30 protein-coding genes and 1 tRNA gene are annotated in these 21,908 nt (G+C 63.8%); 11 read left to right on the top strand and 20 right to left on the bottom strand.

Features of this window, described 5'->3' with window-relative positions:
• Nucleotides 1-12: 12 nt before the first annotated feature.
• Nucleotides 13-597 carry a TIGR00645 family protein gene (locus tag ACE10X_RS35165; RefSeq protein ID WP_028342988.1) on the top strand — a complete coding sequence of 195 codons (585 nt, stop codon included), beginning with the start codon at nt 13-15 and terminating at the stop codon, nt 595-597.
• 20 nt (nt 598-617) lie between these two features.
• Here the strand turns inward: ACE10X_RS35165 and ACE10X_RS35160 are convergent, their stop codons facing one another.
• Together ACE10X_RS35160 and ACE10X_RS35155 are read right to left on the bottom strand one after the other, a co-directional pair.
• Nucleotides 618-1,157 carry a hypothetical protein gene (locus tag ACE10X_RS35160; RefSeq protein ID WP_375763463.1) on the bottom strand — a complete coding sequence of 180 codons (540 nt, stop codon included), beginning with the start codon at nt 1,155-1,157 and terminating at the stop codon, nt 618-620.
• The gene (locus ACE10X_RS35155; RefSeq protein ID WP_375763462.1) at nt 1,154-1,705 is read right to left on the bottom strand and encodes a toll/interleukin-1 receptor domain-containing protein; all 552 of its coding nucleotides are present in this window, start codon (nt 1,703-1,705) and stop codon (nt 1,154-1,156) included. The genes ACE10X_RS35160 and ACE10X_RS35155 overlap by 4 nt, the downstream gene beginning before the upstream one ends.
• 83 nt (nt 1,706-1,788) lie before the next feature.
• Between ACE10X_RS35155 and ACE10X_RS35150 the strand changes: the two genes are divergently transcribed.
• A complete protein-coding gene (locus ACE10X_RS35150) occupies nt 1,789-3,021 on the top strand; it encodes a lytic murein transglycosylase (protein WP_375763461.1) in 1,233 nt (410 codons plus the stop codon).
• A gap of 94 nt (nt 3,022-3,115) precedes the next feature.
• Here the strand turns inward: ACE10X_RS35150 and ACE10X_RS35145 are convergent, their stop codons facing one another.
• Together ACE10X_RS35145 and ACE10X_RS35140 are read right to left on the bottom strand one after the other, a co-directional pair.
• Entirely contained in the window at nt 3,116-3,400 is a 285-nt protein-coding gene (locus ACE10X_RS35145; protein WP_038386082.1) for a hypothetical protein, read from the bottom strand.
• A 236-nt stretch (nt 3,401-3,636) separates the two neighbouring features.
• Complete coding sequence (locus ACE10X_RS35140) at nt 3,637-3,942, bottom strand: hypothetical protein (RefSeq protein WP_016843729.1); 306 nt, start codon at nt 3,940-3,942, stop codon at nt 3,637-3,639.
• A 392-nt stretch (nt 3,943-4,334) separates the two neighbouring features.
• Here ACE10X_RS35140 and ACE10X_RS35135 point away from each other — a divergent pair, with 392 nt between their 5' ends.
• Both ACE10X_RS35135 and bfr read left to right on the top strand, forming a co-directional pair.
• Nucleotides 4,335-4,607, top strand: a complete 273-nt coding sequence (locus tag ACE10X_RS35135) for a bacterioferritin-associated ferredoxin (protein WP_016843730.1) — start codon at nt 4,335-4,337, stop codon at nt 4,605-4,607.
• A 132-nt stretch (nt 4,608-4,739) separates the two neighbouring features.
• Complete coding sequence (gene bfr / locus ACE10X_RS35130) at nt 4,740-5,228, top strand: bacterioferritin (RefSeq protein ID WP_026193251.1); 489 nt, start codon at nt 4,740-4,742, stop codon at nt 5,226-5,228.
• Nucleotides 5,229-5,325: 97 nt separating this feature from the next.
• Here bfr and ACE10X_RS35125 read toward each other — a convergent pair whose 3' ends face one another.
• The 5 genes from ACE10X_RS35125 to ACE10X_RS35105 form a co-directional block, all read right to left on the bottom strand.
• The gene (locus tag ACE10X_RS35125) at nt 5,326-5,748 is read right to left on the bottom strand and encodes a hypothetical protein (RefSeq protein ID WP_375763460.1); all 423 of its coding nucleotides are present in this window, start codon (nt 5,746-5,748) and stop codon (nt 5,326-5,328) included.
• A 188-nt stretch (nt 5,749-5,936) separates the two neighbouring features.
• The gene (locus ACE10X_RS35120) at nt 5,937-6,290 is read right to left on the bottom strand and encodes a hypothetical protein (protein WP_375763459.1); all 354 of its coding nucleotides are present in this window, start codon (nt 6,288-6,290) and stop codon (nt 5,937-5,939) included.
• Nucleotides 6,291-6,445: 155 nt separating this feature from the next.
• Entirely contained in the window at nt 6,446-6,793 is a 348-nt protein-coding gene (locus tag ACE10X_RS35115) for an MmcQ/YjbR family DNA-binding protein (protein ID WP_375763458.1), read from the bottom strand.
• 17 nt (nt 6,794-6,810) lie between these two features.
• A complete protein-coding gene (locus tag ACE10X_RS35110; RefSeq protein ID WP_375763457.1) occupies nt 6,811-7,860 on the bottom strand; it encodes an alpha/beta fold hydrolase in 1,050 nt (349 codons plus the stop codon).
• 99 nt (nt 7,861-7,959) lie between these two features.
• Nucleotides 7,960-8,361 (bottom strand): nuclear transport factor 2 family protein, encoded by a 402-nt coding sequence (locus ACE10X_RS35105; RefSeq protein ID WP_375763456.1) that lies wholly within the window; start codon nt 8,359-8,361, stop codon nt 7,960-7,962.
• 139 nt (nt 8,362-8,500) lie between these two features.
• Here ACE10X_RS35105 and ACE10X_RS35100 point away from each other — a divergent pair, with 139 nt between their 5' ends.
• Complete coding sequence (locus ACE10X_RS35100; protein WP_375763455.1) at nt 8,501-9,184, top strand: ArsR/SmtB family transcription factor; 684 nt, start codon at nt 8,501-8,503, stop codon at nt 9,182-9,184.
• 15 nt (nt 9,185-9,199) lie between these two features.
• Here the strand turns inward: ACE10X_RS35100 and ACE10X_RS35095 are convergent, their stop codons facing one another.
• Nucleotides 9,200-9,445 (bottom strand): DUF2188 domain-containing protein, encoded by a 246-nt coding sequence (locus ACE10X_RS35095; RefSeq protein ID WP_016840968.1) that lies wholly within the window; start codon nt 9,443-9,445, stop codon nt 9,200-9,202.
• A 119-nt stretch (nt 9,446-9,564) separates the two neighbouring features.
• Here ACE10X_RS35095 and ACE10X_RS35090 point away from each other — a divergent pair, with 119 nt between their 5' ends.
• Nucleotides 9,565-9,831 (top strand): DUF2277 domain-containing protein, encoded by a 267-nt coding sequence (locus tag ACE10X_RS35090; protein WP_038386086.1) that lies wholly within the window; start codon nt 9,565-9,567, stop codon nt 9,829-9,831.
• A gap of 85 nt (nt 9,832-9,916) precedes the next feature.
• On the top strand, nt 9,917-10,144 hold the full coding sequence (locus ACE10X_RS35085; RefSeq protein WP_375763454.1) for a hypothetical protein: 228 nt from the start codon (nt 9,917-9,919) through the stop codon (nt 10,142-10,144).
• Between the two features lie 54 nt (nt 10,145-10,198).
• On the opposite strand, the gene ACE10X_RS35080 is transcribed toward ACE10X_RS35085, so the two are convergent.
• Entirely contained in the window at nt 10,199-10,726 is a 528-nt protein-coding gene (locus ACE10X_RS35080; RefSeq protein WP_375763453.1) for a collagen-like protein, read from the bottom strand.
• 130 nt (nt 10,727-10,856) lie between these two features.
• Here ACE10X_RS35080 and ACE10X_RS35075 point away from each other — a divergent pair, with 130 nt between their 5' ends.
• Complete coding sequence (locus ACE10X_RS35075) at nt 10,857-11,621, top strand: GNAT family N-acetyltransferase (RefSeq protein WP_375763452.1); 765 nt, start codon at nt 10,857-10,859, stop codon at nt 11,619-11,621.
• A 339-nt stretch (nt 11,622-11,960) separates the two neighbouring features.
• Here ACE10X_RS35075 and ACE10X_RS35070 read toward each other — a convergent pair whose 3' ends face one another.
• Together ACE10X_RS35070 and ACE10X_RS35065 are read right to left on the bottom strand one after the other, a co-directional pair.
• Nucleotides 11,961-12,221: a helix-turn-helix domain-containing protein gene (locus ACE10X_RS35070; RefSeq protein ID WP_016840962.1), complete on the bottom strand. Its 261-nt coding sequence runs from the start codon at nt 12,219-12,221 to the stop codon at nt 11,961-11,963.
• Between the two features lie 169 nt (nt 12,222-12,390).
• Nucleotides 12,391-13,158 carry an SDR family NAD(P)-dependent oxidoreductase gene (locus ACE10X_RS35065; RefSeq protein ID WP_375763451.1) on the bottom strand — a complete coding sequence of 256 codons (768 nt, stop codon included), beginning with the start codon at nt 13,156-13,158 and terminating at the stop codon, nt 12,391-12,393.
• A 127-nt stretch (nt 13,159-13,285) separates the two neighbouring features.
• On the opposite strand from ACE10X_RS35065, the gene ACE10X_RS35060 reads away from it, so the two are divergent.
• On the top strand, nt 13,286-13,759 hold the full coding sequence (locus ACE10X_RS35060) for a hypothetical protein (RefSeq protein ID WP_375763450.1): 474 nt from the start codon (nt 13,286-13,288) through the stop codon (nt 13,757-13,759).
• An 89-nt stretch (nt 13,760-13,848) separates the two neighbouring features.
• Here ACE10X_RS35060 and ACE10X_RS35055 read toward each other — a convergent pair whose 3' ends face one another.
• A complete protein-coding gene (locus ACE10X_RS35055) occupies nt 13,849-14,094 on the bottom strand; it encodes a hypothetical protein (RefSeq protein WP_375763449.1) in 246 nt (81 codons plus the stop codon).
• 272 nt (nt 14,095-14,366) lie between these two features.
• Between ACE10X_RS35055 and ACE10X_RS35050 the strand changes: the two genes are divergently transcribed.
• A complete protein-coding gene (locus ACE10X_RS35050; RefSeq protein WP_028343003.1) occupies nt 14,367-14,807 on the top strand; it encodes a hypothetical protein in 441 nt (146 codons plus the stop codon).
• A 276-nt stretch (nt 14,808-15,083) separates the two neighbouring features.
• On the opposite strand, the gene ACE10X_RS35045 is transcribed toward ACE10X_RS35050, so the two are convergent.
• The 4 genes from ACE10X_RS35045 to ACE10X_RS35030 all read right to left on the bottom strand — a co-directional run bounded on the left by ACE10X_RS35045 (nt 15,084) and on the right by ACE10X_RS35030 (nt 18,703).
• Complete coding sequence (locus ACE10X_RS35045; RefSeq protein ID WP_375763448.1) at nt 15,084-15,665, bottom strand: GDP-mannose pyrophosphatase; 582 nt, start codon at nt 15,663-15,665, stop codon at nt 15,084-15,086.
• A gap of 19 nt (nt 15,666-15,684) precedes the next feature.
• Nucleotides 15,685-16,140: a GNAT family acetyltransferase gene (locus ACE10X_RS35040; RefSeq protein WP_375763447.1), complete on the bottom strand. Its 456-nt coding sequence runs from the start codon at nt 16,138-16,140 to the stop codon at nt 15,685-15,687.
• 14 nt (nt 16,141-16,154) lie between these two features.
• The gene (locus ACE10X_RS35035) at nt 16,155-17,582 is read right to left on the bottom strand and encodes an FAD-binding oxidoreductase (protein WP_375763446.1); all 1,428 of its coding nucleotides are present in this window, start codon (nt 17,580-17,582) and stop codon (nt 16,155-16,157) included.
• A 134-nt stretch (nt 17,583-17,716) separates the two neighbouring features.
• Entirely contained in the window at nt 17,717-18,703 is a 987-nt protein-coding gene (locus tag ACE10X_RS35030) for an L-threonylcarbamoyladenylate synthase (RefSeq protein ID WP_375763445.1), read from the bottom strand.
• Between the two features lie 78 nt (nt 18,704-18,781).
• On the opposite strand from ACE10X_RS35030, the gene ACE10X_RS35025 reads away from it, so the two are divergent.
• Nucleotides 18,782-18,858 (top strand) — tRNA-Pro (locus ACE10X_RS35025).
• Nucleotides 18,859-19,156: 298 nt separating this feature from the next.
• On the opposite strand, the gene ACE10X_RS35020 is transcribed toward ACE10X_RS35025, so the two are convergent.
• Entirely contained in the window at nt 19,157-20,413 is a 1,257-nt protein-coding gene (locus ACE10X_RS35020) for a tyrosine-type recombinase/integrase (protein ID WP_018273353.1), read from the bottom strand.
• A 1,058-nt stretch (nt 20,414-21,471) separates the two neighbouring features.
• Nucleotides 21,472-21,870, bottom strand: coding sequence for a hypothetical protein (locus ACE10X_RS35015; RefSeq protein ID WP_143279022.1), 399 nt, complete (start codon nt 21,868-21,870; stop codon nt 21,472-21,474).
• Between the last annotated feature and the right edge of the window lie 38 nt (nt 21,871-21,908).

The raw sequence follows: 21,908 nt of genomic DNA, 5'->3' as shown, positions 1-21,908 counted from the left end.
GAGCACTCCACCATGTCCGCACTTTCCGAGGCGCGCGCCCCCGCAAAGGGCCGGTCGCTGCGTCCCGTTCCCATGCTGATTTTCGGATCGCGCTGGCTGCAATTGCCGCTCTATGTCGGCCTGATCATCGCCCAGGGCGTCTATGTCGTGCTGTTCCTGAAGGAATTGTGGCACCTGTTCGCCCATGCCTTCGATTTCAGCGAACAGCAGATCATGCTGGCCGTCCTCGGCCTGATCGACGTCGTCATGATCTCGAACCTGCTCGTGATGGTGATCGTCGGCGGCTACGAGACCTTCGTCTCGCGCCTCAATCTGAAGGGCCACCCGGACGAGCCGGAATGGCTCAGCCACGTCAATGCCAGCGTGCTGAAGATCAAGCTGGCGATGGCGATCATCGGCATCTCCTCGATCCATTTGCTGCGCACCTTCATCGAGGCCGGCGCGCTGTCGTCAGGCAAGGGCAACTACACCGAGACCGGCGTGATGTGGCAGACCATCATCCACTGCGTCTTCATCCTGTCGGCGATCGGCATCGCGATCGTCGACAAGCTGTCGAACGACTCGATCGAAGGCGCCAAGCAGCAGGTTGGGCATTAGGAATGAACGGCGGCGCGGCGTCACCGCGCCGCGCGCGAGCCGAACAGTGCCGGCGCGGATCTGCCGAGCCATTCGGGGATCTGCGCCGCGCCGCGCGGAAATCCGCGGGCCATCGCGAGGATGAGCGCGGTCTGCCAGACGCCGAACAGCACCAGCCAGCCCAGCAAGGTCGGCAGCCTGACGATCGCGCCGTAAACCGTTCCGGCTGCGATGGCCGCGATCCAGGTCACGACGACGCTGTCGATCCGCCTGAATGCGGGGTTGGTCAGGAGCACGCCGAGAATGGTGATGGCTCCGCCGACGGCGCCGCCGATGCCGCCGATCAAAAATCCCATGTAGGGATTGTTGCCGAGCGTCTCGGTGATCTGGGCCGGGTTCGCGGCATTGCCCTCGATCGGCACGGTTCTCGCATACTGGCCGAGCGCCTGAAGCGTGACGGCGCTGGCATCGTAGGCCGCGATCCACGCCGCCGTCGTGATCGCGACCACCAGCGCCAGCTGAAACCGGTCCCTGGCGCCAAACATGACGTTGCAGGTCGCGATCGCCGCGCCGAATATCACGCCGGGCAGGATCGTGCGCCGGCGTCGGAGACGACGAACGAATATTGCAGGACGTTGAGCGCATAGGTCGCGACCAGGCTGCACAGGATGGCCGACGCAAGCGACAGCACGGCGAAGGGCAAAATCGATCGGTCGCGCGACTGCTCGCTTTTGGCTTCCAGCATGCGATCGACGGCGGCCCGCGTCTCGGCGGCCGCGCTGCCCTGGGGTTCGAGGATCGTGACCGCCTTGAGATAGGTCGGAACCTGGTCGAGCGGGGTCGGCGCCATCATCACCGGCAGCACGCGATTGCTGGGGTTCGGCCATTTGTTCCGGGCAAGAGCGAGTTCGCTCAGCGTGTAGCGTCCCCTGGTCACTGACTCCGGACTGATCAGGAACACCATAAAATCGCTACTTTCGATGGCTTTTTCGACGCGCGCATCGAAGCTGTCGCCCGGCGGAAGATCGTCGTGCGAAAAGAAAACGTCGTGGTCGCAATTGCGCAGGAACTGGGCGATGTTGTCAGCCTGCGATTCCAGTTCGGAGGGAAATGACAGAAATATGCGCATGGCAAAACTTACCACCCAGAATTGAATTCTGACAATTGCCGAATCCGCGTTGCAATGACCGTTTCCGCAGGGTGAGATCGATCATGAAATGGCCAGCCACCATTGTCGCATTCGCGCTGCTGCTTTGTGCGCCGCTGCAGCGGCCCGCATACGCCGCCGATGCTGCGTTCACCCAGTTCATCGCCTCGCTGTGGCCGGAGGCCAAGGCCGCCGGCGTGTCGCGCGAGACCTTCGATCGCGAGACGCGCTCGCTCGAGCCCGACTACAAGCTGCCCGACCTGATCCTGCCCGGACGTCCCAAGACCGGCGCGCCGGCGCAGGCCGAGTTCGTGCAGGTGCCGGCCGATTACATCAAGGAAGCCTCGATCGCGCGGCTCGCCGCGGAGGGGCAGCGGCTGATGCAGAAGCATCGGCCGTCGCTCGATGCGATCGAGAAGCGGTTCGGCGTCCCGGCCACCGTCGTGCTGGCGATCTGGGGCCGCGAGACCGATTACGGCCGCTATTCGCTGCCCTACGACACGCTGCGCGTGGTGGCGACGCAGGCCTATGTCGGCCGCCGCAAGGATCAGTACCGCACCGAGTTCATTCTCGCGCTGAAGATCCTCGGCGAGGGCGCGGTGACGCGCAAGGAGATGCGCTCCTCCTGGGCCGGGGCGACCGGCTACACTCAGTTCCTGCCGTCGGAATATTACAAGCACGGCGTCGATCTCGACGGCGACGGCCGCGTCGATATCTGGCATTCGGTGCCGGACGCGCTCGCCTCCGCAGCGCAGCAGCTGGTCAACAAGGGCTGGCAGCCCGGCGTGCGCTGGGCCTATGAGGTGCAGGCGCCGGCCAATGCCGACTGCACGATGGGCGTGCCTGAAGTGACGAAGCCGATCAGCCAGTGGCTGCGCGCAGGCTTCGTGCCGGTGCGCGGGCAGAAGCTCAGCGCCGCCGAGCAGGCGCAATCGGCCTCGCTGCTGCAGCCGGAAGGCAGCTATGGTCCCGCCTTCCTGACCACGCCGAACTACTTCGTGATCAAGGAATACAATTTCTCCGATCTCTACGTGCTGTTCGTCGGCCACCTCGCCGACCGCATGGCGAGCCCGCAGCCATTCGCGACGCCATGGTCGGCATCGAAGCAGCTGCGCTCCGCCGATGTCGAGGCGATGCAGCAGCAGCTGACGAAGATCGGTCTCTACAAGGACAAGCTCGACGGCAAGGCCGGGATGCAGACCCGCGCGGCGCTCGGCGCCTATCAGAAGCAGGCCGGGCTGAAGGTCGATTGCTGGCCGAGCGAGGCGGTGCTGCGCGCGATGAACGGGCAGCGCTGATCGGGCTGGCTCGCAAGACCGCCTGGTGGCGCAAAGCAAAAACCCGGCCGCGAGGCCGGGTTTTCGAGTGTGATGCTGAAAACGTGTCGGTCGATCAGTCGCAAACCTGGACGCGACGGAAGCGCCAGCCGTAGCCGTCCCAGAAGCGCTCGCGAACCATGCGGCACGGGGCCTCTTCGACGTAAACCGGCGCCGGTGCGACATAGACCGGGGCGGGGCGAGCGCCTGCGATCGCGCCGCCCAGCAGGGCGCCGCCGATCAGGCCGCCGGCAACGCCGGCCGCGACGGCGCCGCCGTCACCAGCCTTGGCAGCCGGAGCAACGGCCAGCGAACCGGCAATCGTGGTAACGGCGACAAGGGCAGCTAAAGTCTTCTTCATGTCTTTGGCTCTCCTGGAAGGTGGTGGCGTCGTGGTTCGGCGCCGGGTTGAGGTGACTCGCACGCTGATCTCGAACTGCTGTCTTGCTAAACAGCGCAGAACAGTCAACCGAAAGTAAACGTCCGCAGGCTGATCGCGCAGAAAAGCGGTTTTTTCTGGCCATCTACAGCAGATGTCCCGGAGAAACAGTCGGTTTTCCGGGACAACTGGTTCGATTTAATCGAGATGAACGGCGATCAATCGCAAACGCGGACGCTGCGAACGCGCCAGGTGTAGCCGTCCCAGAACCGCTGGCGCTGCCAGAAGCAGTCGGGGCCGTAGCCGGGTTCGGCGACATAGGCCGGGCCGGGCGCATAGTAGCCGTATCCGGGGCCGTAATAGCGGTTCTGCGATGCGATCGCGCCACCGACGATGGCGCCACCGATCAATCCCGCAGCGACGCCGGCGGCGACACCGCGTTGTGCCTGGGCGGGGGCGGGCACCGCCACAGTCGAAGCCGCCACAGCGGCAACGGCGCAAAGCGCCAGCAATGTCTTCTTCATGGCCTGACCTTTCTCACGGCAGCAGGACAGCGTGCATTGGCGATCTGTCTCGCCGGAGGGTTCCATATTCAGCTTGAATGATCAATGAACGACGCTGCCGTATTCGCGACCAAATGCTTGCAGCTTTTGGAATATCTTGCAACGCACAAGCCCGATAGCACCACAGCGAGGCGCGTGCTCGTTGGCGGTCGGCGGCGAAGGAAGTGGTTATTGGCTCATCAGGCCACCCGGCGGGCCTGGGATTCCCGACCTCCGACCGATTTAGACTCATTCCAATATGAATCCCGCATCAGTTTGGAATTGCTACAAAAACCGCTTTTTCCTTTTGCATCGCGCGGGAGCCGACAATATCCATACTGGGAAGCATCACCGTTGGACCCCGCCTTTCTCCGATGATTGTCTGTTCCTGTAATGTCCTCAGCGACCACGATGTCCGCAATGCCGTCAATGGCGGTGGGTCCGTGACACGAAACGCCAAGCAGGTGTACGGCTGCCTCGGCTGCAGTGCCGAATGCGGCCGCTGCGCGCGCACCATCAAGGCGATCATCGACGAGGCGCTCGGTCCCTGCGCCAAGGCCTGCTGTTCCGGCTGCCCCCACAGCGGCCATCCGCACGCCGCCAACGAGGACGCCGAGCCGGCCGAATTCGCGCTCGCGGCCTGCTGAATTCACCAAATCCTCCCGAATCCGGTCATCCAGGCGCCGCTTCTGCGAAGGGTTGCTCTTGCCGGTAATCTGATTTAGAAACATTCTAAATTTAGCGTCGGCCAAGGTTGGCCGCGACAGGTGGAGTGGATCATGCAAGGCGACCCGAAGGTCATCGATTATCTGAACAAGGGGCTGCGCAGCGAACTGACCGCCATCAATCAGTACTGGCTGCACTACCGGATGCTCAACAATTGGGGCCTCCTGGAGATGGCCAAGGTCTGGCGCAAGGAGTCCATCGAGGAGATGGAGCACGCCGACAAGTTCGTCGATCGCATCCTCTTCCTCGACGGCTTCCCGAACCTGCAGGTGCTCGATCCCCTGAAGATCGGCCAGGACGTCAAGGAGATCATCGAGTGTGACCTCGCCGCCGAGATCGGCGCCCGCACGCTCTACCAGGAGGCGGCGACCTACTGCCATGGCGTCAAGGACTATGTCAGCCGCGACCTGTTCGAGCAGCTGATGAAGGACGAGGAAGACCATATCGACTTCCTCGAGACCCAGCTCGACCTGATCAAGCGCATCGGCCTTGAGCTCTACACCCAGAAGCACGTCGGTCATCTGAAGGGCGAGGATTCCTGACCGGCTGTCTGCCGGCGCGTCGAGCGTCGGCCAAAATACGAGAGGCCGTCCTTGCGGGCGGCCTCTTTTGTTTTTGCGAACGGGATAGAGCTATTCGTCAGTAGCACCGCGTGATGTTGACGGTGCGGTCGCCGCCGCGTCCGGGCACCGTGACGCTCTCGGTGGGGCAGCTCGACACATAGGGGCGATCCGACGGCACGACGGCAGGCGGATAGCGATGCGCCCAATCCCACGGCACGTCCTGGGTGTAGGTGTAGCGGACGTCGTTGGAGACCGGCGGCGGGACCTCGGCGGCGAAGGGAACGCTCGCCGCACCATCATAATATCCGCCCGCGTCCGGCAACACGATGCCGGGCACCCGCACATGATGGCGGAAGGCTGGATGGTGCGAGGAGAACGTGCCGCGCGCCGCCGATCCGGATCTCGCATGGGTTTCGGTCGGAGAAGCAAGCAGCAGCGCTGCAACGCCAAGGGAAGCCATCAGGGAGGCCATCAGCGCCCCATATGTTCGATACGCCATTCTTCGAAGAGCCATGGCACGCACCAACTCGCGGTTACGGAGCATTTCTGCAGACGCTAGGCCGCGCCTCATGGCGCCCGCAAACTCATCCTTAATTATTGGTTAAAAAGTAAGGTTAACAGGGAGTAACTGTTTCAAATTGACGCGATCTCGCGCGCGGGGCTTCCCGCGCAGGCGGCGGGCGCCGTTCAGACAGCATCCGCCGGTACGAAGCAGCTGATGATGATGCTGCCGCGGTGGTGCACGTACCACACCACGGCCTCGCCGACCGGATTGCCGAGATCGCGGATCACGGCGCGCTCCGGCACCATCATCCACTCGCCCTCGATCGGCACCCAATAGGCGCCGCCACGAACGTCGTAGCTGGTGCGATGGCCGTCGGAGATGTCGCAGCACGGCACGCCATTCGGCGCGATCACGCTCTTGAACCAGCCGCGGATATTGGGTGGCACGTTGTCGTATTGGCCGTTGTCGAACGCCAGTGCAGCGCCCGCCATCATGGCGAGCCACGCAAGCACCGCGACATGCGCGAGCCTTCGCATTGCCTTCCTCCGGCGAAAACTTTCTAGGTCACCCCCGCGTAACGTCGCGCGAATCCGGTGTTTGCGCGATTAGGCACGAACCGCGCGCGGGATGCATGCTCAAAGAATCAGCGAAACCGCGCAGTCAGGCGTGATGCAGTGCGGGATCGATACGCTCAGGATGGTTGCTTCGCGCGCGCCTTCTTCGCCGGTTTCACGGCGATATTGTCCCGTGCCATTTTCAGCGCGCTGCGCAGCGTGACCTGATCGACCTTCGCGAGGCGGACATTGGTGCTGCCGCTCTTGCCCCAGCCGCCCGGCACCGGCCGGAAGATCTCCGGCTCGGCCTCGACCACCATGGCCTGCTGCTCGGGTGTCAGCTTCACCATGCCCCAATCCTGGTCGGGATAGCCGAGCGTCGCGAAGATGCGCTTGCCGACGCGGAAATCGGCGGTGCCGTGATGCGCGCCTTCAACGACCTCGGGCAGGCTCAGCGCAATGCGGCGGAAGCGATCAGCGGACATCGCCCTGACCTCGATGGCTACATCGTCGGCGCCGTCTGCAACAGTTCCTGCAATTGCCTGGCATAGAACTTCGCATCGCCGGTGGTGAGATGGCCGCGTGTCTCGCCGCTTGCCGGGATCAGATCAATCTTGCCGTTCTTGATCCGCTTCACTGCAGCTTCGGTGACGCCGGTCTCCGGTGGATTGCGTTCATCGTCGGCGGCATTGATGGCAAGCAGGGTTGCCTCGATCTTCTCCAGTCCGGCGGAGGGATCGTAGTTGTGCGAGGCCTCCCATTGATAGATGTAGTCATTGGCATCCGCGGTGACCGGCAGCGCCAGCTGGTCGTCGACCATCTTGTCGGCCTGCGCTGCGGCCGGCGCCAGCGTCTGGTAATTGAGCGTGCCGCCGGCGCTGGCGAAGCGATAGGCGGCGATGGCGTATTTCATCATCCGCGGCTGGCTGATGTAGTTGCCGCCATTGTAGTCGGGATCGTTGCGGATCGTTTCCAGCATCGTCCGCCGCAGCATCCAGTTGCGTGCCGCCATCGCGGTCGGCTGCGAGGCCATCGGCACCAGCACGTCCATCATCCGCGGATAGCGCACGCCCCAGATCCAGGTGTGCATGCCGCCCATCGAGTTGCCGATCACGAGCCGCAGATGCTTGATGCCGAGCCCTTCGGTGACGAGCCTATACTGCGCGTCGACCATGTCGTTGTAGTCGTATTTCGGAAAGCTGGTCCGCATCGCGTCCGACGGCTTCGACGATTTGCCGTGCCCGATGCCATCAGGGATGATGATGTAGTATTTCGCCGCGTCGAGCGGCTGGCCGGGGCCGAACAACTGGCCGGCAAAGGTCGGCGTCAGCATGCTGGCGGCCGAGCCGCCGGAGCCGTGCAGCACCAGCTGTCCGGTCGGCGCGCCGACCGTGGTGTAGTGCAGCCGCAGTTCCGGCATCACCTCGCCGCTGTGAAACTTGAAGTCCTTCGCGGTCCACTCGCCATCCTGCGGCGTGGGGTAATCTGCAGCCATGGCCGGTACCGACATCGAGACGAGAGCGGCCGCAAGCGCCGCGCATAAACGGATCATGGTGCTTCTCCCCACGCGCGGCGCATTTGTCCAGCCGCGTCGGTGCAAGCCTAGCATGACGGAAAGCGTCGTCCACGCGCCTGACGCAGAAGTGTCCGGTTAACTCGCCTTCAGCACGTTGAGTGCGTACCACCCCCAATAGACGCGGTGACGCTGGATCAGGCCGTCCTCGATCTCCATGACCTCGACGAGATCCATCTGATCGCCGTCCGGAGACTGCCGCGGATATTCCCAGGTAAGGACGCGGCCGTCGCTGAAGAAACCCTGCTTGAAGCGCCGTCGTTGCGGCGGGTTGGTGCGGAACACGCGCGTGATGAACTCGCGCAGCGCGTCGCGGCCGCGGACGATCCCGTCTTTGGTCTGCATCAAATGCTGCACCAATGGGCTCTCGATCGAGGCGTCGGCTGCGTAGAGCGCGAGCGCCGCCTCGAGGTCCTTGTTGCCGAGCGCTTCATCCCAGAGCCTGTAGATGCGTTCCGCGTCGTTGCTGCCAGCTGTCATGATTGTTCCCTTGTGTTTGGTCGACTGCCGCCCATTTGAGCGGAAGAGGCCGCCGCGACGTTTCAGGAAAATCTGAAATGAGCTGCGCCGCACGGCGAATGCGGCTAGGACGGTTCGGCGCGATCTGGAGGACCATGCGGTGGGATCATCCCTGCAGACAGGATTTTCGCGGATCGCCGAGGCATTGGGCGATCCGGTCCGCGAGGCGATGGTCAGTGCGCTGGCCGACGGCAAGGCGTTGCCGGCGGGCGAGCTTGCTGCGGTCGCCGGCATTTCGCCGCAAGGCGCCAGCGCGCATTTGCAGAAGCTGGTCGACGCCCGCGTGCTTTCCGTGTGGGCGCAGGGCAGGTTCAGATATTACCGGATCAGGGACGACGACGTCGCGGCGCTGATCGAGAACCTCGTCGATCTTGCGGCCAAGGCCACCGTGGGGCGGCGGCGTGCGATGCCGGCCGAGCAGCTCAGGCAATCGCGCACCTGCTACCACCACCTTGCGGGTCAGCTCGGCGTGCTGCTGTCGAATGCGCTGATCCGCCGCCGCCTCGTCGTGATCGACGGCCGCGGTGGTCGCGTGACGGAGCAGGGGTTGGCCTGGTGCCGGGCCGAGGCGATCGATTTCGATCCGGCGCGGCAGCCGCATCTGCGGCTCTGCAATGACTGGACCGAGCGCGTGCCGCATCTCGCCGGTCCGTTTGCCGATGCCGTGCTGGCGCGGCTGGTCGAGATGCGCGGCGTTGCGCCGCATCGGATTCCGCGCGCATTGCGGATCACCGATCGGGGGCGGGCGTTCTTCGATCGGCTTGGCGTCCAGGTTCCGTTCTGAAGGCGACGAGGTGAACTAGCGGCCGTCCTCGACCTCGGTCTCCGGGCGGTCGTTGCCGGAGGCGGTTTCGGTCAGCCATTTGCCGTCCGACGTCTCGTACTGGATCGCCTCGGTGCGGCCGGGGACGCGCTGCTCGTTGGCGGCGCGTCGGGCAGCGGCAAGTGCCGCGGCGTGGGTAGGAAATGGTTCCGAGAACACCCCGTTGACGGTATAGGCCCAGCCGCCGTCGTGCTGGACGACCTTGTAGATCACGTGGCTCATCCGGAACCTCGCTCCACCGTGGACGATGAGACTGCCAGAATAGACTACGATGTCGTATTTTGCAGCAGCCGATCGTCCTTGAGAGAGCCGCCCCGTTGCCGCGGGCGAGGGAGACTGACATGTGCCGCAATATCAAGACGCTGTTCAACTTCGAGCCGCCCGCCACCGAGGACGAGATCCACGCCTCGGCGCTGCAGTTCGTGCGCAAACTGTCCGGCTTCAACAAGCCGTCGCACTCCAATGAGGCTGCATTCAACCTGGCCGTGGCCGAGGTCTCGACCGCCGCGCGCAAGCTCCTGATCTCGTTGCAGACCACGGCACCGACGCGCGATCGCGAGGTGGAGGCGGAGAAGGCGAGGGAGCGTTCGCGCCTGCGGTTTGGCTGAGGACGGGGCGTACCGTGATGCAGATCACGGTACGGTGTCTCGCGTCCGGGCATCGTTGCCGTTCACCCGATTCCGGAGCAACGCCATGAAGCCTGCCGCCCTGCTCACGTTCTGTTCGATCGCGTTCGCCGTGCTCTGGACCTGCGGCATGCTGTGGTCGAGCGGGACGATCGACCTTGCCAATGTCATCGTCCTGTCGGCCTGCGGGGCGTTTGCGGGCGTTGCCTGGTACTACGCCATGCGCTGGGTCTTCCAGCTCATGCACCTCGCTCGGCCCTCCGATCCTCCGGCCAATCCGGGCGCCGAGCGGTAGGCATCGGGTGTGACACGGACAGAGCTGGTCGTGTCGCCGCGAGGACAAGAGGGGTTACTTCTTGTCCTTCTTGCGGTGCTTCTTCTTTTTCTTGTGATCGCCGTCCTCGTCGTCATCTTCAGCGAAGTCGATGGCGTCGACGTCAAGCGCGATCGCTTCCGCTGCCGCGCGCTCGGCGGCATCGCGCTCGGCGAGCTCGGCGGCTTCACGCTCCTTGGTGCGCTTGTAGTCTTCCCAGGCGTCGAAGATCATGTGCAGCCACGGCATCACCTGCTCGATCGCCGGCAATTGTCCGGGCGGGCCGGCTTCACCGCGCGGGCCGGCCGGTCCCTGCGGTCCCTGTGGACCAGCTTCGCCGCGCGGACCCTGCACGCCGGCCTTGCCTTGCGCGCCCGGCTTGCCCTGGGGCCCCGCCTTTCCAGCCAGCCCGGGCTTGCCCTGCGGACCTGGCTTGCCGCGCGCACCTTCCGGCCCCGGCCGCCCCGGATGTCCTTGCGGACCGGGCCGACCCGGCTCGCCCTGACGGCCCTGCGGCCCCTGCGCCCCTCGTGACCCCTGGCGGGAGATTGTCTCGTCAGCCACTGATATGCTCCGTCGCGATTTCAAGCCGCTTGTAACAGAGGTTGGATGACGGCTTCAATTCTGCGCGGCGCCGCTGATGCAAGCGATCAACAGTCATAATTCGATGCGAAGATCGTGACGGGAGGACGCGTTGCGGATTCTGAACGACACGCGCGGGGCAGTTGCAGGCGACGCAACAGGGGCGCTGACGTTCGACATCGTGGTGACGCGGCACGATCTGCGCGATGAAGCGGCGTTTCGCAACACCGGCGTCCTCGATCTGTATGCCGGGCTGTTTCCTCCGAACGAGCGCGACGCCCCCGACGACATAGTGCGCTGGGTGCTGTCAGACGATGTCGGCGAGCGACGAGAGTTCAGCGTCGGCGGTCGGAAGCTGTCATATTGTCTCGACTCGCGCTGCTTCATTCTGCGCGCGGAGGGGCGCGCGATCGGCCTCGGCTTCTTCACCTATGATCACGCAAGCGAGCTGATCTACTGCAACTATGTCGGCGTCGCGAAGGCGTGCCGCGGCGGCGGCCTGGCGCGCCGGTTCTATCGTGAGATGATCGAGATGCTCGACGCGCTGTTTCCACGCAATATCGGCGCGGTGCTCGAGGTCGAGCCGTATGATCGCGATCGCCTGGAGGCGATCATCGGTGATCTCGAACGAACGGGCGTGAGGCAGCTCGCGGCGGATCAACAGACCGAGATTCGCAGATTGCTGCGCGTCAGCTGGTACGACAAGCTCGGCTATAGCTTCTTCTGCGACGCGCGCGGGATGCAGCCGCTTGAGTGTCGTTCGCCATGCCTCGACCCATCGCTATTGCCATCCGCTTGGGGCGGCGCGGAGGAAAATTATTGGTTGGCCTGGCAGTCGCGAACCGGCGCGCCCTCGGCGGAGGGCGCGCGCGGGTGAGCTCTGGCAAAGGGCCGTCGCTGCGATCTATGTCGAGATCCTCGCAAAATCCCTGGTCGACGACGATCCGAAGGGGCGGCGCGACTATTGGGACTATGCGACGGCGCTGGTCGCGCAGACGCTGCAACGGGCCGCGACGACCGAGGTGCGTCTCGCTCGCTGCCTCGATGCCGGCGGCACCGAGCTATTGTCGCGCTGGCGGCGGCTTGCGATCGACCTGCCGATCTAGCGTCGACGTGCCGCTAACGCGTGATGCGATCGGGTTGAATCGTCATCACGCTTAGCTCGTTGTCCAAGCATCTTCCCGGAAAGCCGCTTCGCACGTTTCCGGATCTTGCTCTAGGCTGCGGCGTGCTCGCTCAGCGGCACGTCGATGCCGTCGGCCGAATATTCGCGGATCTTGTTCCGCAATGTCCGGACCGACAGCCCGAGCACGCGCGCGGCGCGGGTGCGATTGCCGTCGCAGCGCGCAAGCGTTTGCAGCACGAGCTCGCGCTCGACTTCATCGACGGTCGCGCCGATCAGCAGTGGGACGATTTCATTTGGAGCCAGCGACGGCAGCAGCGCTTCCGGCGACGGTACGGTGGACGCGTAAGACATGAACTCCTCCCGATCAACGCCCGCTTCGTCGGTGAAGCGAAGACATCGAGAACCAACTACCCCGTAGATCCACGGTGTGCCGGTTTGGTTAACAAGTCCTTAACGTGGCCCTAACTCCCTGCTCTGTAAGCAAAATACCCAGAAATCGCCACGATTGCGGTTCCATCCGTCACAATGTGCGGTACCCGCCGTCGACCATCACGATCGATCCCGAGACATAGGCCGACAGGTCCGAGGCGAGGAAGATGGCGGGGCCGACGATGTCCTCCGGCTTGCCGGCGCGGCCGAGCGGGGTGTGGTCCATGAAGACCTTGACGAGGTCGGGATTGGTGGCGCGCACCTTCTCGTTCAACGGCGTCTCGATGAAGCCCGGCCCGATCGCATTGACGCGCACACCATCCTTGCCGAGCTCGGCGGCCAACGCCTTGGTGAAGCCGAGCACGCCGTGCTTGGAGGCGGTATAGGCCGGCGAACTCGGCGTGCGCAGATGCACGAAGGACTGGATCGAGCCGATGTTGACGATGCGCCCCTTGTTCTTGCGCAGGGGCGCGAGGAACGAATGCGTCACGTTGAAAACGCCGGTGAGATTGATCGAGATGATGTCTTCCCAATCCTTGATCACGGCCTCGTCGGTGCCGAGCATGCCGTTGCGGCGCGCGATGCCGGCATTGTTGACCAGGATCGAGACCGGCCCGACCTTGTCGGCCACTTGCTTTGCCATCGCGACGCAGGCGTCGCGATCGGTCACGTCGAGCGCAAAGCTCTCCGCCTTGCCGCCGGCATTGCGGATCTCCCTGGCCGCTTCCGCCGCCGCATCGCCGTTCATGTCGAGCAGCACCACGCGCGCGCCCTCGCGGCCGTAGCCCAGTGCGATGGCACGCCCGATGCCCGAGCCCGCACCGGTGATGACGGCGATGTGATTGTCGAGAAGGGCCATGGTGTTTCCTCGTTCTGATTTGTGAGCGTTGTCGACAACACTATTCAAAACTGCGCCAACCGAAACGCCAAGCCGCGTTTGCGCGTTGCTGTTATCCGGATTCGGATGACAGTTACGGACCGCGGACATGGACCCGAATATCAGACACTGGAAAGTTGCGATCGAGCGCTTTTGCGCGGCGCCGGACCCTGACTATCGCGAGATGGCCAAGATGGTCGCCGAGATCGCCACGACCGAGATCGACGAGACACTGCGGCATGCGGCCGCACAGGTGCTGCCGATCCTGCGCCAGGCGGCGCTGAAATCGGCCGACCGCCGCACCAAAGCGATGGCGCTGCGCCGTCTCGGCATCATCGGCGACGCACTGCACATGCTGTCGGCGCCGCGGTTCGGCCGGCGCGGCCTGGCGCCGAAGGCGCTGACGCAGGAGGAGCAGTACCGGCAATTGCTCGGCCTGCCGCTCGGCCGCCGGCTCGCAGCGACCGAAGTCCAGCAGGCTTTCAAGCGCGCCGCCAAGACGGTGCATCCCGACGGTGGCGGCAACGGCGCGGCGTTCCTCGAACTCGCCGCCGCGCGCGACGCCCTGATCAAGCATCACTGACGCTGGATCGCGTCACTACCTGACAGCACAAGGGCGGACGCCGCGCTGTTGCCGCGTGTCCGCCCTGTGCGTGATCGAATGGCGTTCGCTCAGAACGAGCAGGTGCCGTTGTTCAGGAGGCCGGTCTTGTAGCTGAACGCGGCGTCGAAGGTCTGCAGCTCCTCGCTGACGATGGAGAAGTTCGCCGGCCACGGCGTGGTCGGGATGCTCTGGTCCCAGATCTGGCAGAAGCCGGTGTCCTGCCAGCGGATCAGATGATAGGGCGTGGCGCTGGCCGGGCTTGCCGCGGCAAGCACGGACACGGTGGCGGCAATGGCAATCGCAAGACGACGCATGGGAAATCTCCGGTTTTAAAATGAATGCTCCACGGGGCAATCCTGGAGCTCAGGGGCCGACCGCCCCGGACATGCAGTGAGTGTTGCAACCCCGGGAACAGGTTCAACACCGGTCGTGCGAAAGCGCCCGTCAGCAAATCGGCCATCGCTGTGCCAAATTGCGCTTGTTTACGCGCTTGTTACAGTCGGAGCATCGCGATTCGCAGCCGTGTCGCGACGCGCGCAAATCGACGCAAGCAAATCGACGAGAGCAGATCCTGGGGAGACCGCACATGAAATTTTCATCCACCCTTCGCGCCGCGCTGGTGGCACTGCTGGCGTTCACCGGCCTTGCGTTCTCTTCCGCCGCCCGTGCCGACAGCGGCTTCGTGACGCTCACGATCTACAAGGCCGGATGGATCATCGGCGGCTCCGGCGGCAGCGGTGTCTTGACCTTCCGCGGCCGCTCCTACCGGCTCTCCACCGGCGGCCTCGACTACGGCCTGGTGTTCGGCGGCTCCAAGACCGTGCTGCGCGGCCGCGTCAGCAACATCAACCGTCCGTCCGACGTGGCCGGCGTCTACGGTGCGGCCGGCGCGGGGCTTGCCGTCGGACGCGGCGCGCGCGCGATCGTGCTGACCAATCAGAAGGGCGCGGTGTTGGAATTGACCGGACACCAGGTCGGTCTGATGGCCAACGCCGATCTGAGCGGCCTTGCGATTACGATGCGGTAGCGCACGGTGAAGTCAGGTTTGAACTGGCGAGGCGAAGACGCCTGCACTCCCTCTCCCGCTTGCGGGGGAGGGCTGGGGTGGGGGTGTCACCGCAAATCCCATCATGGAGAGAGCCCCCACCCGCCGCGCTACGCGCGTCGGCCTCCCCCGCAAGCGGGAGAGGCGAGCCGAGCGTGCGGCTAGATTGCTTCAATCAAAAATCATCGCGCTCTAGCTTGCTAGCTCGACACAGGCCTACACGAGGCCGTCCCGGCAAGCTCCGGGACAAAGCCGCGTTCACCTGAACAGATGCAGCGCGGCGTATTGCAGCAGCATGATGGTCTTGGCGTCGACGATGCGCCCGTCGCTGATCATGGCGAGCGCGTCGTCGATTGAGAGCTCGAGCACCTCGATGTCCTCGCCCTCGTCGGCGAGCCCGCCGCCGTCACCGATGCGCATCGCGGCGTCGTATTCGGCGACGAAGCAATGCAGCTTCTCGGTCACCGCGCCCGGCGACGTGAAAGCCTCGAACACCTTGCGCACATGCACGAGCCGGTAGCCGATCTCTTCCTCCGCTTCGGCGCGAATGCGTGCTTCCGGCTCGGCATCGTCGAGCATGCCGGCGGCAGCCTCGATCGGGAGATCGTCATAGCCGTTGGCGAAAGCGGGGTAGCGGAACTGGCGCACCAGCACGACGCTGCGGGTCGTCAGATTGTAGGGCAACAGCGCCGCGCCGTTGCCGCGGTCGTAGACCTCGCGCACCTGGGTCTGCCATTCGCCGTTGGCGCGCCGGTAATCGAACGTCGCGCTCTTCAGCTCGTAGCGGCGCTTCGAGAGCAGCTCGACGTCCTTGACGCGGACGCGGTCGGCGATGCTCATGCGTTGATCCTCAACCCTCTCACGGCGTCGCTTCGCGCCCGTCGAGCCATTTGGCCAGCATCACCGAAGTCGATTCGTCATAGCCGAGCGATTGGTAGAACGCGCCGGCCTTGGCGTTCTCCCGCCGCACCAGCAGTTGCAGCTTCGGCACGCCGGCGGCGCGCAGCCAGTCCTCGGCCGCCGCCATGATCGTGCGGCCAAGTCCCTTGCCCTGGCGGTTGGGATCGACCGCGACGTAATAGACCCAGCCGCGATGACCGTCGTGGCCGACCATCGCGGTCGCGACAATCGCATTGGCGTCGCGGCCGACCAGCACGGCCGAGTTCGGTCCGCGCCGCGCCAGCGCGATGTCGGCAGCGGGATCGTTCCACGGCCGCGTCAGGCCGCAGGCCTGCCACAGCGCGACGACATCGGCGATGTCGTTATCGGTGATCGGTGCAATGGCGAGGGAGGCAGAGGGGGAGGGGGAGGGCATCGTCGCCTGCGCGGTCACAGCACCTTGCCCGGGTTCATGATGCCGAGCGGATCGAGCATCGCCTTGACCTGCCGCATCAGCTCGATCGCGACCTTGTCCTTGACGTCGGGCAGTTCGTCGCGCTTGAGCACGCCGATGCCGTGCTCGGCAGAAATCGAGCCGCCCATCCGCAGCACGATCTCGAACACGACGGCGTTCACGTCGTGCCAGCGCGCGAGGAAGTCGGCCGCATTGGCGCCGACCGGCTGGCTGACATTGTAGTGGATGTTGCCGTCGCCGAGATGGCCGAACGGCACCGGCCGCGAACCCGGGATCAGCTTCACCACGGCAGCATTGGCTTCCTCGATGAAGGCGGGCACGGCGGCGACCGGCACCGAGATGTCGTGCTTGATCGAGCCGCCTTCCGGCTTCTGCGCCGCCGACATCTCGTCGCGCAGCTTCCAGAACGCCTGGCGCTGGCTCAGATTGGCGGCGATCACGGCGTCGTCGACGATGCCGTCCTCCATGCCCTGGGCCAGGATCGCCTCGAGCGTGTCGCGTGCATCGTCGCGCGACGACGACAATTCCATCAGCACGTACCAGCGATGCTTGCTGGTCAGGGGATCGCGGATATCGATGCCGTGGCGGATCGAGAAATCGACTGCGACGTCGGCGAGCAACTCGAAGCTCGTCAACGCACCGGCCGCTTGATCGCGCGAGATCGACAGCAGCTTGAGTGCAGCCGCGGGCGACTTCAGACCGACATAGGCGGTCTCGACCGCGCGCGGCCGCGGAAACAGCTTTAGCGTTGCCGCGGTGATGATGCCGAGCGTGCCTTCTGCGCCGATGAAAAGGTTGCGCAAATCGTAGCCGGTGTTGTCCTTTTTCAGCTTCGACAGCGCGTTCAGCACGCGGCCGTCAGCCAGCACGACCTCGAGCCCGAGTGCCATTTCGCGCGCCACGCCGTAGGCGAGCGCTCCGGTGCCGCCGGCATTGGTCGAGAGGTTGCCGCCGATGGTGCAGCTGCCCTCGGCGCCGAGCGAGAGCGGAAACAGCCGGTCGACGTCGGCTGCCTTCTGCTGCGCGATCTGCAGCACCACGCCGGCCTCGCAGGTCATGGTGTTGGATTCGACGTCGATGTCGCGAATCTTGTCGAGACGCCGGAGCGAGACCACGACCTCGCCATTGTGCGGCGTCTGGCCGCCGACCAGGCCGGTATTGCCGCCCTGCGGCACCAACGTGATCCTGTGCTCGGTCGCAAGCTTGCAGATCGCAGCGACCTCGGCGGTCGAACCGGGGCGCAGCACCAGCGGCGAGCGGCCGTGGAACAGGTCGCGCTCCTCGGTGACGTAAGGCTCGATGTCGGCGGCGTCGGTCACTGCATATTTCGCGCCGACGATGGCGCGGAATTTTTCAAGCAATTCGGGCGGAAGCGGCGGCACCGCTGATTGGACGATATTCATTTTTTCTTGGTCTTTCACTCAGTCGGGGATCTTTGCCTAAGCATGCCCTTCGCGCAAACGCTTCGCGTTTGTCGCAAGGGAAAACCGGTTCCCGCTTGGCGCTATCGCGGCCGTTCCGGTCCGGGTCATGCTTGTTACCGCCCAACGGCTGCGCGGCGCAGCCGGTCATTGATGGCTTCGCCCAATCCGTCCTCGGGAATGGGCGTCACCGCGATCGCATCCGCGTTTCTCTTGTCGAGGGTGCGAAGGTACCCGAACAGATTGGCGGCGGCCTCGGCAAGATCGCCGCGCTCGGACAGGTTCATCTCCACCGAGGCGCATTCGCGCCGCGCGACCTTGGCTGGCCCGAACGACAGCAAGGCTTCGCCGACATGGACGTCGCTGGCATTGAGCCGGACCGGTGTCCGCGGCGCGTAATGCGAGGCGAGCATGCCGGGGGCAACCGGCTGGACGTCGCTTTCCGCGTCTTGCGGCGGCGACTGCAAGGGGTGGCCGAGCACGCGCTCGATCTCGGCGCGCGTCAGTCCGCCCGGCCGCAGCAGCACCGGATCGGAGAAGCAGCCGACGATGGTAGATTCGACGCCGACCTCGACCGGCCCGCCGTCGACGATCAGGTCGATGCGACCGGCGAGATCGCCGTACACATGCTCGGCGGTGGTCGGCGAGACATGGCCGGAGATATTGGCCGACGGCGCTACCACGGCACCGCCGAAAGCCTTGATGATGTCGCGCGCCACTTTGTGGGCCGGGATGCGGATGGCGACTGTATCGAGCCCGGCGGTCGCGAGTTCCGCAACCGGGCAGGAGAGCGCCTTCGGTAGCACCAGGGTCAGGGGACCGGGCCAGAACGCGTCCGCCAATCGCAGGGCCTGCCCGTCGAACAGGGCAATCCGGCGGGCGGCGCCAAGATCAGCGACATGGGCAATCAGGGGATTGAAGGCCGGCCGGCCCTTGGCCTCGTAAAGCCGAGCGATCGCGGCGGCGTTGCCGGCATCGGCGCCGAGGCCATAAACCGTCTCGGTCGGAAACGCCACCAGGCCGCCCTCGGCCAGGACCCCGGCGGCGGTTGCCGTGGCGGCGGCGCCGGCGGACAAAACGTGCGTTTTCAGGCCTGTATCCACTGTGACTAGATTCCTCAATTGGGTGCCTTGTGATCCCTTGCGGTCCCCGAAACCCGACGCTATAAGCCGGCCCTCAGTCGGAGTGTGGCTCAGCCCGGTAGAGCACTGCGTTCGGGACGCAGGGGTCGCAGGTTCGAATCCTGCCACTCCGACCATTCTTTCAAGCACTTATAGGTTCTGTGTTTTTTGTGCGCAACGAAATGCGCAACGATTTGAAGCTCGGCAGCCATGTCTGTCGCCCTCGAAGCACCCGTCAAGGACGTCGAACAGCGGTCCGCGGCGGGCTTGTACTGTTCTAAATCGGAAAAAAGACGATCGGGAAGTGCGAGGGAACTAGCCCCTGTCGGGATGTTACATCGAACACCATCGAGCACCACAAGTCCTCCCTTCGGACCTACGAGCTGATTTGGCGGATATCAAAGCACGAATAGCTCGCGCAGAGTAGTGGTCAGCTCAGCGCCTTGCCCCAAAAGCTTCCGCCGCCTCTTCCTGAAAGTCCGGGTGGTGATGGCCATAGTTGGCCTCTAATTGCTCAACGGTCATGCCGAGCCAGCCAGCGGCTTCCCACATGTCGACGCCCGCCTGCATCAACCATGTCGCCGCTGTATGGCGCAGTGAATGCCGGACGACGTCGTCGCCCAGCCCGGCGTCCTCCAGAATACCATTCCAGGCTGACCTGATCTTGCCGGCAAGCGGCTGGCCGTCGTGCAGGCGGTTCACGACGAACCGGATTTGTTCACCGTCTCTCATAACCCCTGAGGCGCGGAGTTCTGCAGATCGAGCTTGGTCGATCCTGCGCCATCGAATCAGATGCGGACGCAGGCGGCTAGCGATCTTTGCCGGCGGCCGCCGTTTCTTGGTCGACTGCTCCAGCGTCCCTTTGCCCTGGTAGACCATCGCGTCAAGGTTCATCCATGGATGGGTCGTTGTTGGCAGCCACTGGGTGCGCCGGATGGTCTCTTCGCGACGAGCACTGTAGATACCGATCAGGCAGAAGCGCGCCGCGGGATAGCGACGACGAATGATCCACCGCTCCCGGCGCGCGAGCTCGCCATCCTCGCTGCGCTTCCACGTTTCCTGCTCCGTGTCCCACACGTAGCCGATTGTTGCTCCGAGTAGGCGCGCTGCCTCGTTGCGCGTTAGCCATCGGTGTCGTCCTTCGGCTTTAGGAGGAAGAGTGACCTTTGGAACGACGGTGAGCGTATGCTCGGCGTGGTAGGCGTTCACGGCAGCGCGTAGATCTTCGAGTCGGCGTCGTGCGGTTTGATCAGAGACTGTCCCGTTGCGTGGCTTGATGCCGGCTTTCCTATGATTGTCGTTCGCAGTACCGGTGGACCAATCGACAAAGTCGCGACAAAGCTGAGCTTTGAGCTGACTGACGGTTTTATCGCCAAAAAAGTTGTTAAGATCGAGCAAGCGAATGAGCAGCAGGTCATGTTGTGCCCACGCGCGTTCATCGCTCGTGTCCTTGGGCCGCTTTGAAATTTCGTAGGCTGTGAGGACGTCGGCTATCGCGAGGACGTTCGGGTCAGTTGCCCCGATGGTGCTGGTATGTCGCTCGCCGATATAGGTCTCGAGCGCCTTCGCAGCTCCGTCAATGTCGTCGCGGCTGCAGCCTGTGCGGATTTGCCGGCCACGATCGAGGATGATCCAGGTTTCATCGTCCTCTCTAAACCAGAGTCGTGGCGGCTTGGCTCTGCGGCCCGGCATGACGGCTTGACCAATTTGCAGATCGCTCGAGGGGTTGTCAGATCCTTGCCCGCAACTTTGGCGATTTCAAGAGTCCCGGTGGCCGCGGCTCTGCGCAACGATGATATTGTCAACGGACCGAGTGGGAAGAACACTGCCGCGGCCTCGACAAGGGTCATTACTTCATCCTCACCCCATTGGGCAGGATCGGGCCGCGCTTTTGCGCGAGCGAGCTTGTCGATCTTGCGCTTCGGCATTCCTTGAACGCGTTGCTCGTGGGGGGGCGCTGCCTTTGGATCAGAGCGTTAGGTCCTAAGTGTAGACGAAAACCACTCGTCGAGCAGTCCTACCGGCGCGTGGATGGGGTAATCGGCGGCTTACGACTGCGAATCGGACAATTTTGCTTGCAGCCCTGAAGCGCAGTGGAGTGGCGGCGGCCCTTTGCTCCGGGGACAGTGGGGAGCAGCTCAATAGGCGGGAGGATCTTATTCGAGCTTGAGGTGGCGCCGCCTTATCGCAGGTTCTGCAATCTCAACAACCTGTGACAGCCGAAGCTTTCCTCTCGGCTGTCTGACATCACACTCGACTGGATGGTGGAATTCAACACCGAACCGCATTCCGTTGGTCGAAAGTGATCCGCGACGTGCTAGAAAACGCGCTACTTCACGAGACGGCCTATCAAAGGCTTGCGATGAGCTCGGTCCGCAACTTTACGAGCTTTGGCCCGTACAGGCCAGTCGCTCTGCGAAATCATCTAAAGGCAAAGGCGTTCTTCGAACCAGCCTCGACGGAGAAGGATCTCACCGCGAGATAGCATACCAAATGAAAAACAAACGTGCCTCGCTTTATGAGGGAGACTCAGCGGCGAAGTAGACCCTCGCTGCCCGACGGCGCCGATCATTTCGTTTCTGAATAGAGGGGGGCAACGTAATCTGTCCAATCCAACCTATCGATCGACGGCGGCCGCAACCTCCTATTGGATAAACTATGCCAGCGACACCGCATCGCAAGGAACTGCTTGGATTTGGCAAATGGATAACCACAGTCTTCGCGCTTGTGTTATTCCGACGGCAGGAAATTCAACTGCTGATGCAATGGAGGTCCAGCGATACACTTGTTGGACGGCTCTCGATTTTGCTATCAAAACCGCTTGCCATTAACTTCAGCAGGTGAGTATTCGCAGCCGAGTTTTCGCCCGCATGGCAACAATCGTCGCGTTTCGCGTCAACAAAAGAATACCGCTTTCCCGGACGCGCTGAAAAAGAGTTTGGCTTGGACTCGCTGGTCCCAACTTTCTCTGACAGTATTGGTTGCTCGCCGATGATGCTTGCGAGGGGAACGCGGATGACTTTCAGGGGCCTCTTTGACCGATCTCGAACCTGCGTTGCGCAGCTGATGTCGTATCGCGCACCGTGTTGTTGACGCACCGATTGCGCGCCGGCGCGGATCAGGGCTGATCGCGCAAAGTTTCCCATCATCCCGATCTCAGTGACGGCTTGAACGAGCTGTGTCGTAA

The organism is Bradyrhizobium sp. Pha-3, from assembly GCF_042258325.1.
Taxonomy (GTDB): domain Bacteria; phylum Pseudomonadota; class Alphaproteobacteria; order Rhizobiales; family Xanthobacteraceae; genus Bradyrhizobium; species Bradyrhizobium elkanii.
The sequence above is the reverse complement of the archived record's forward strand: the minus strand, read 5'-3'. Positions and strand labels throughout refer to the sequence as shown.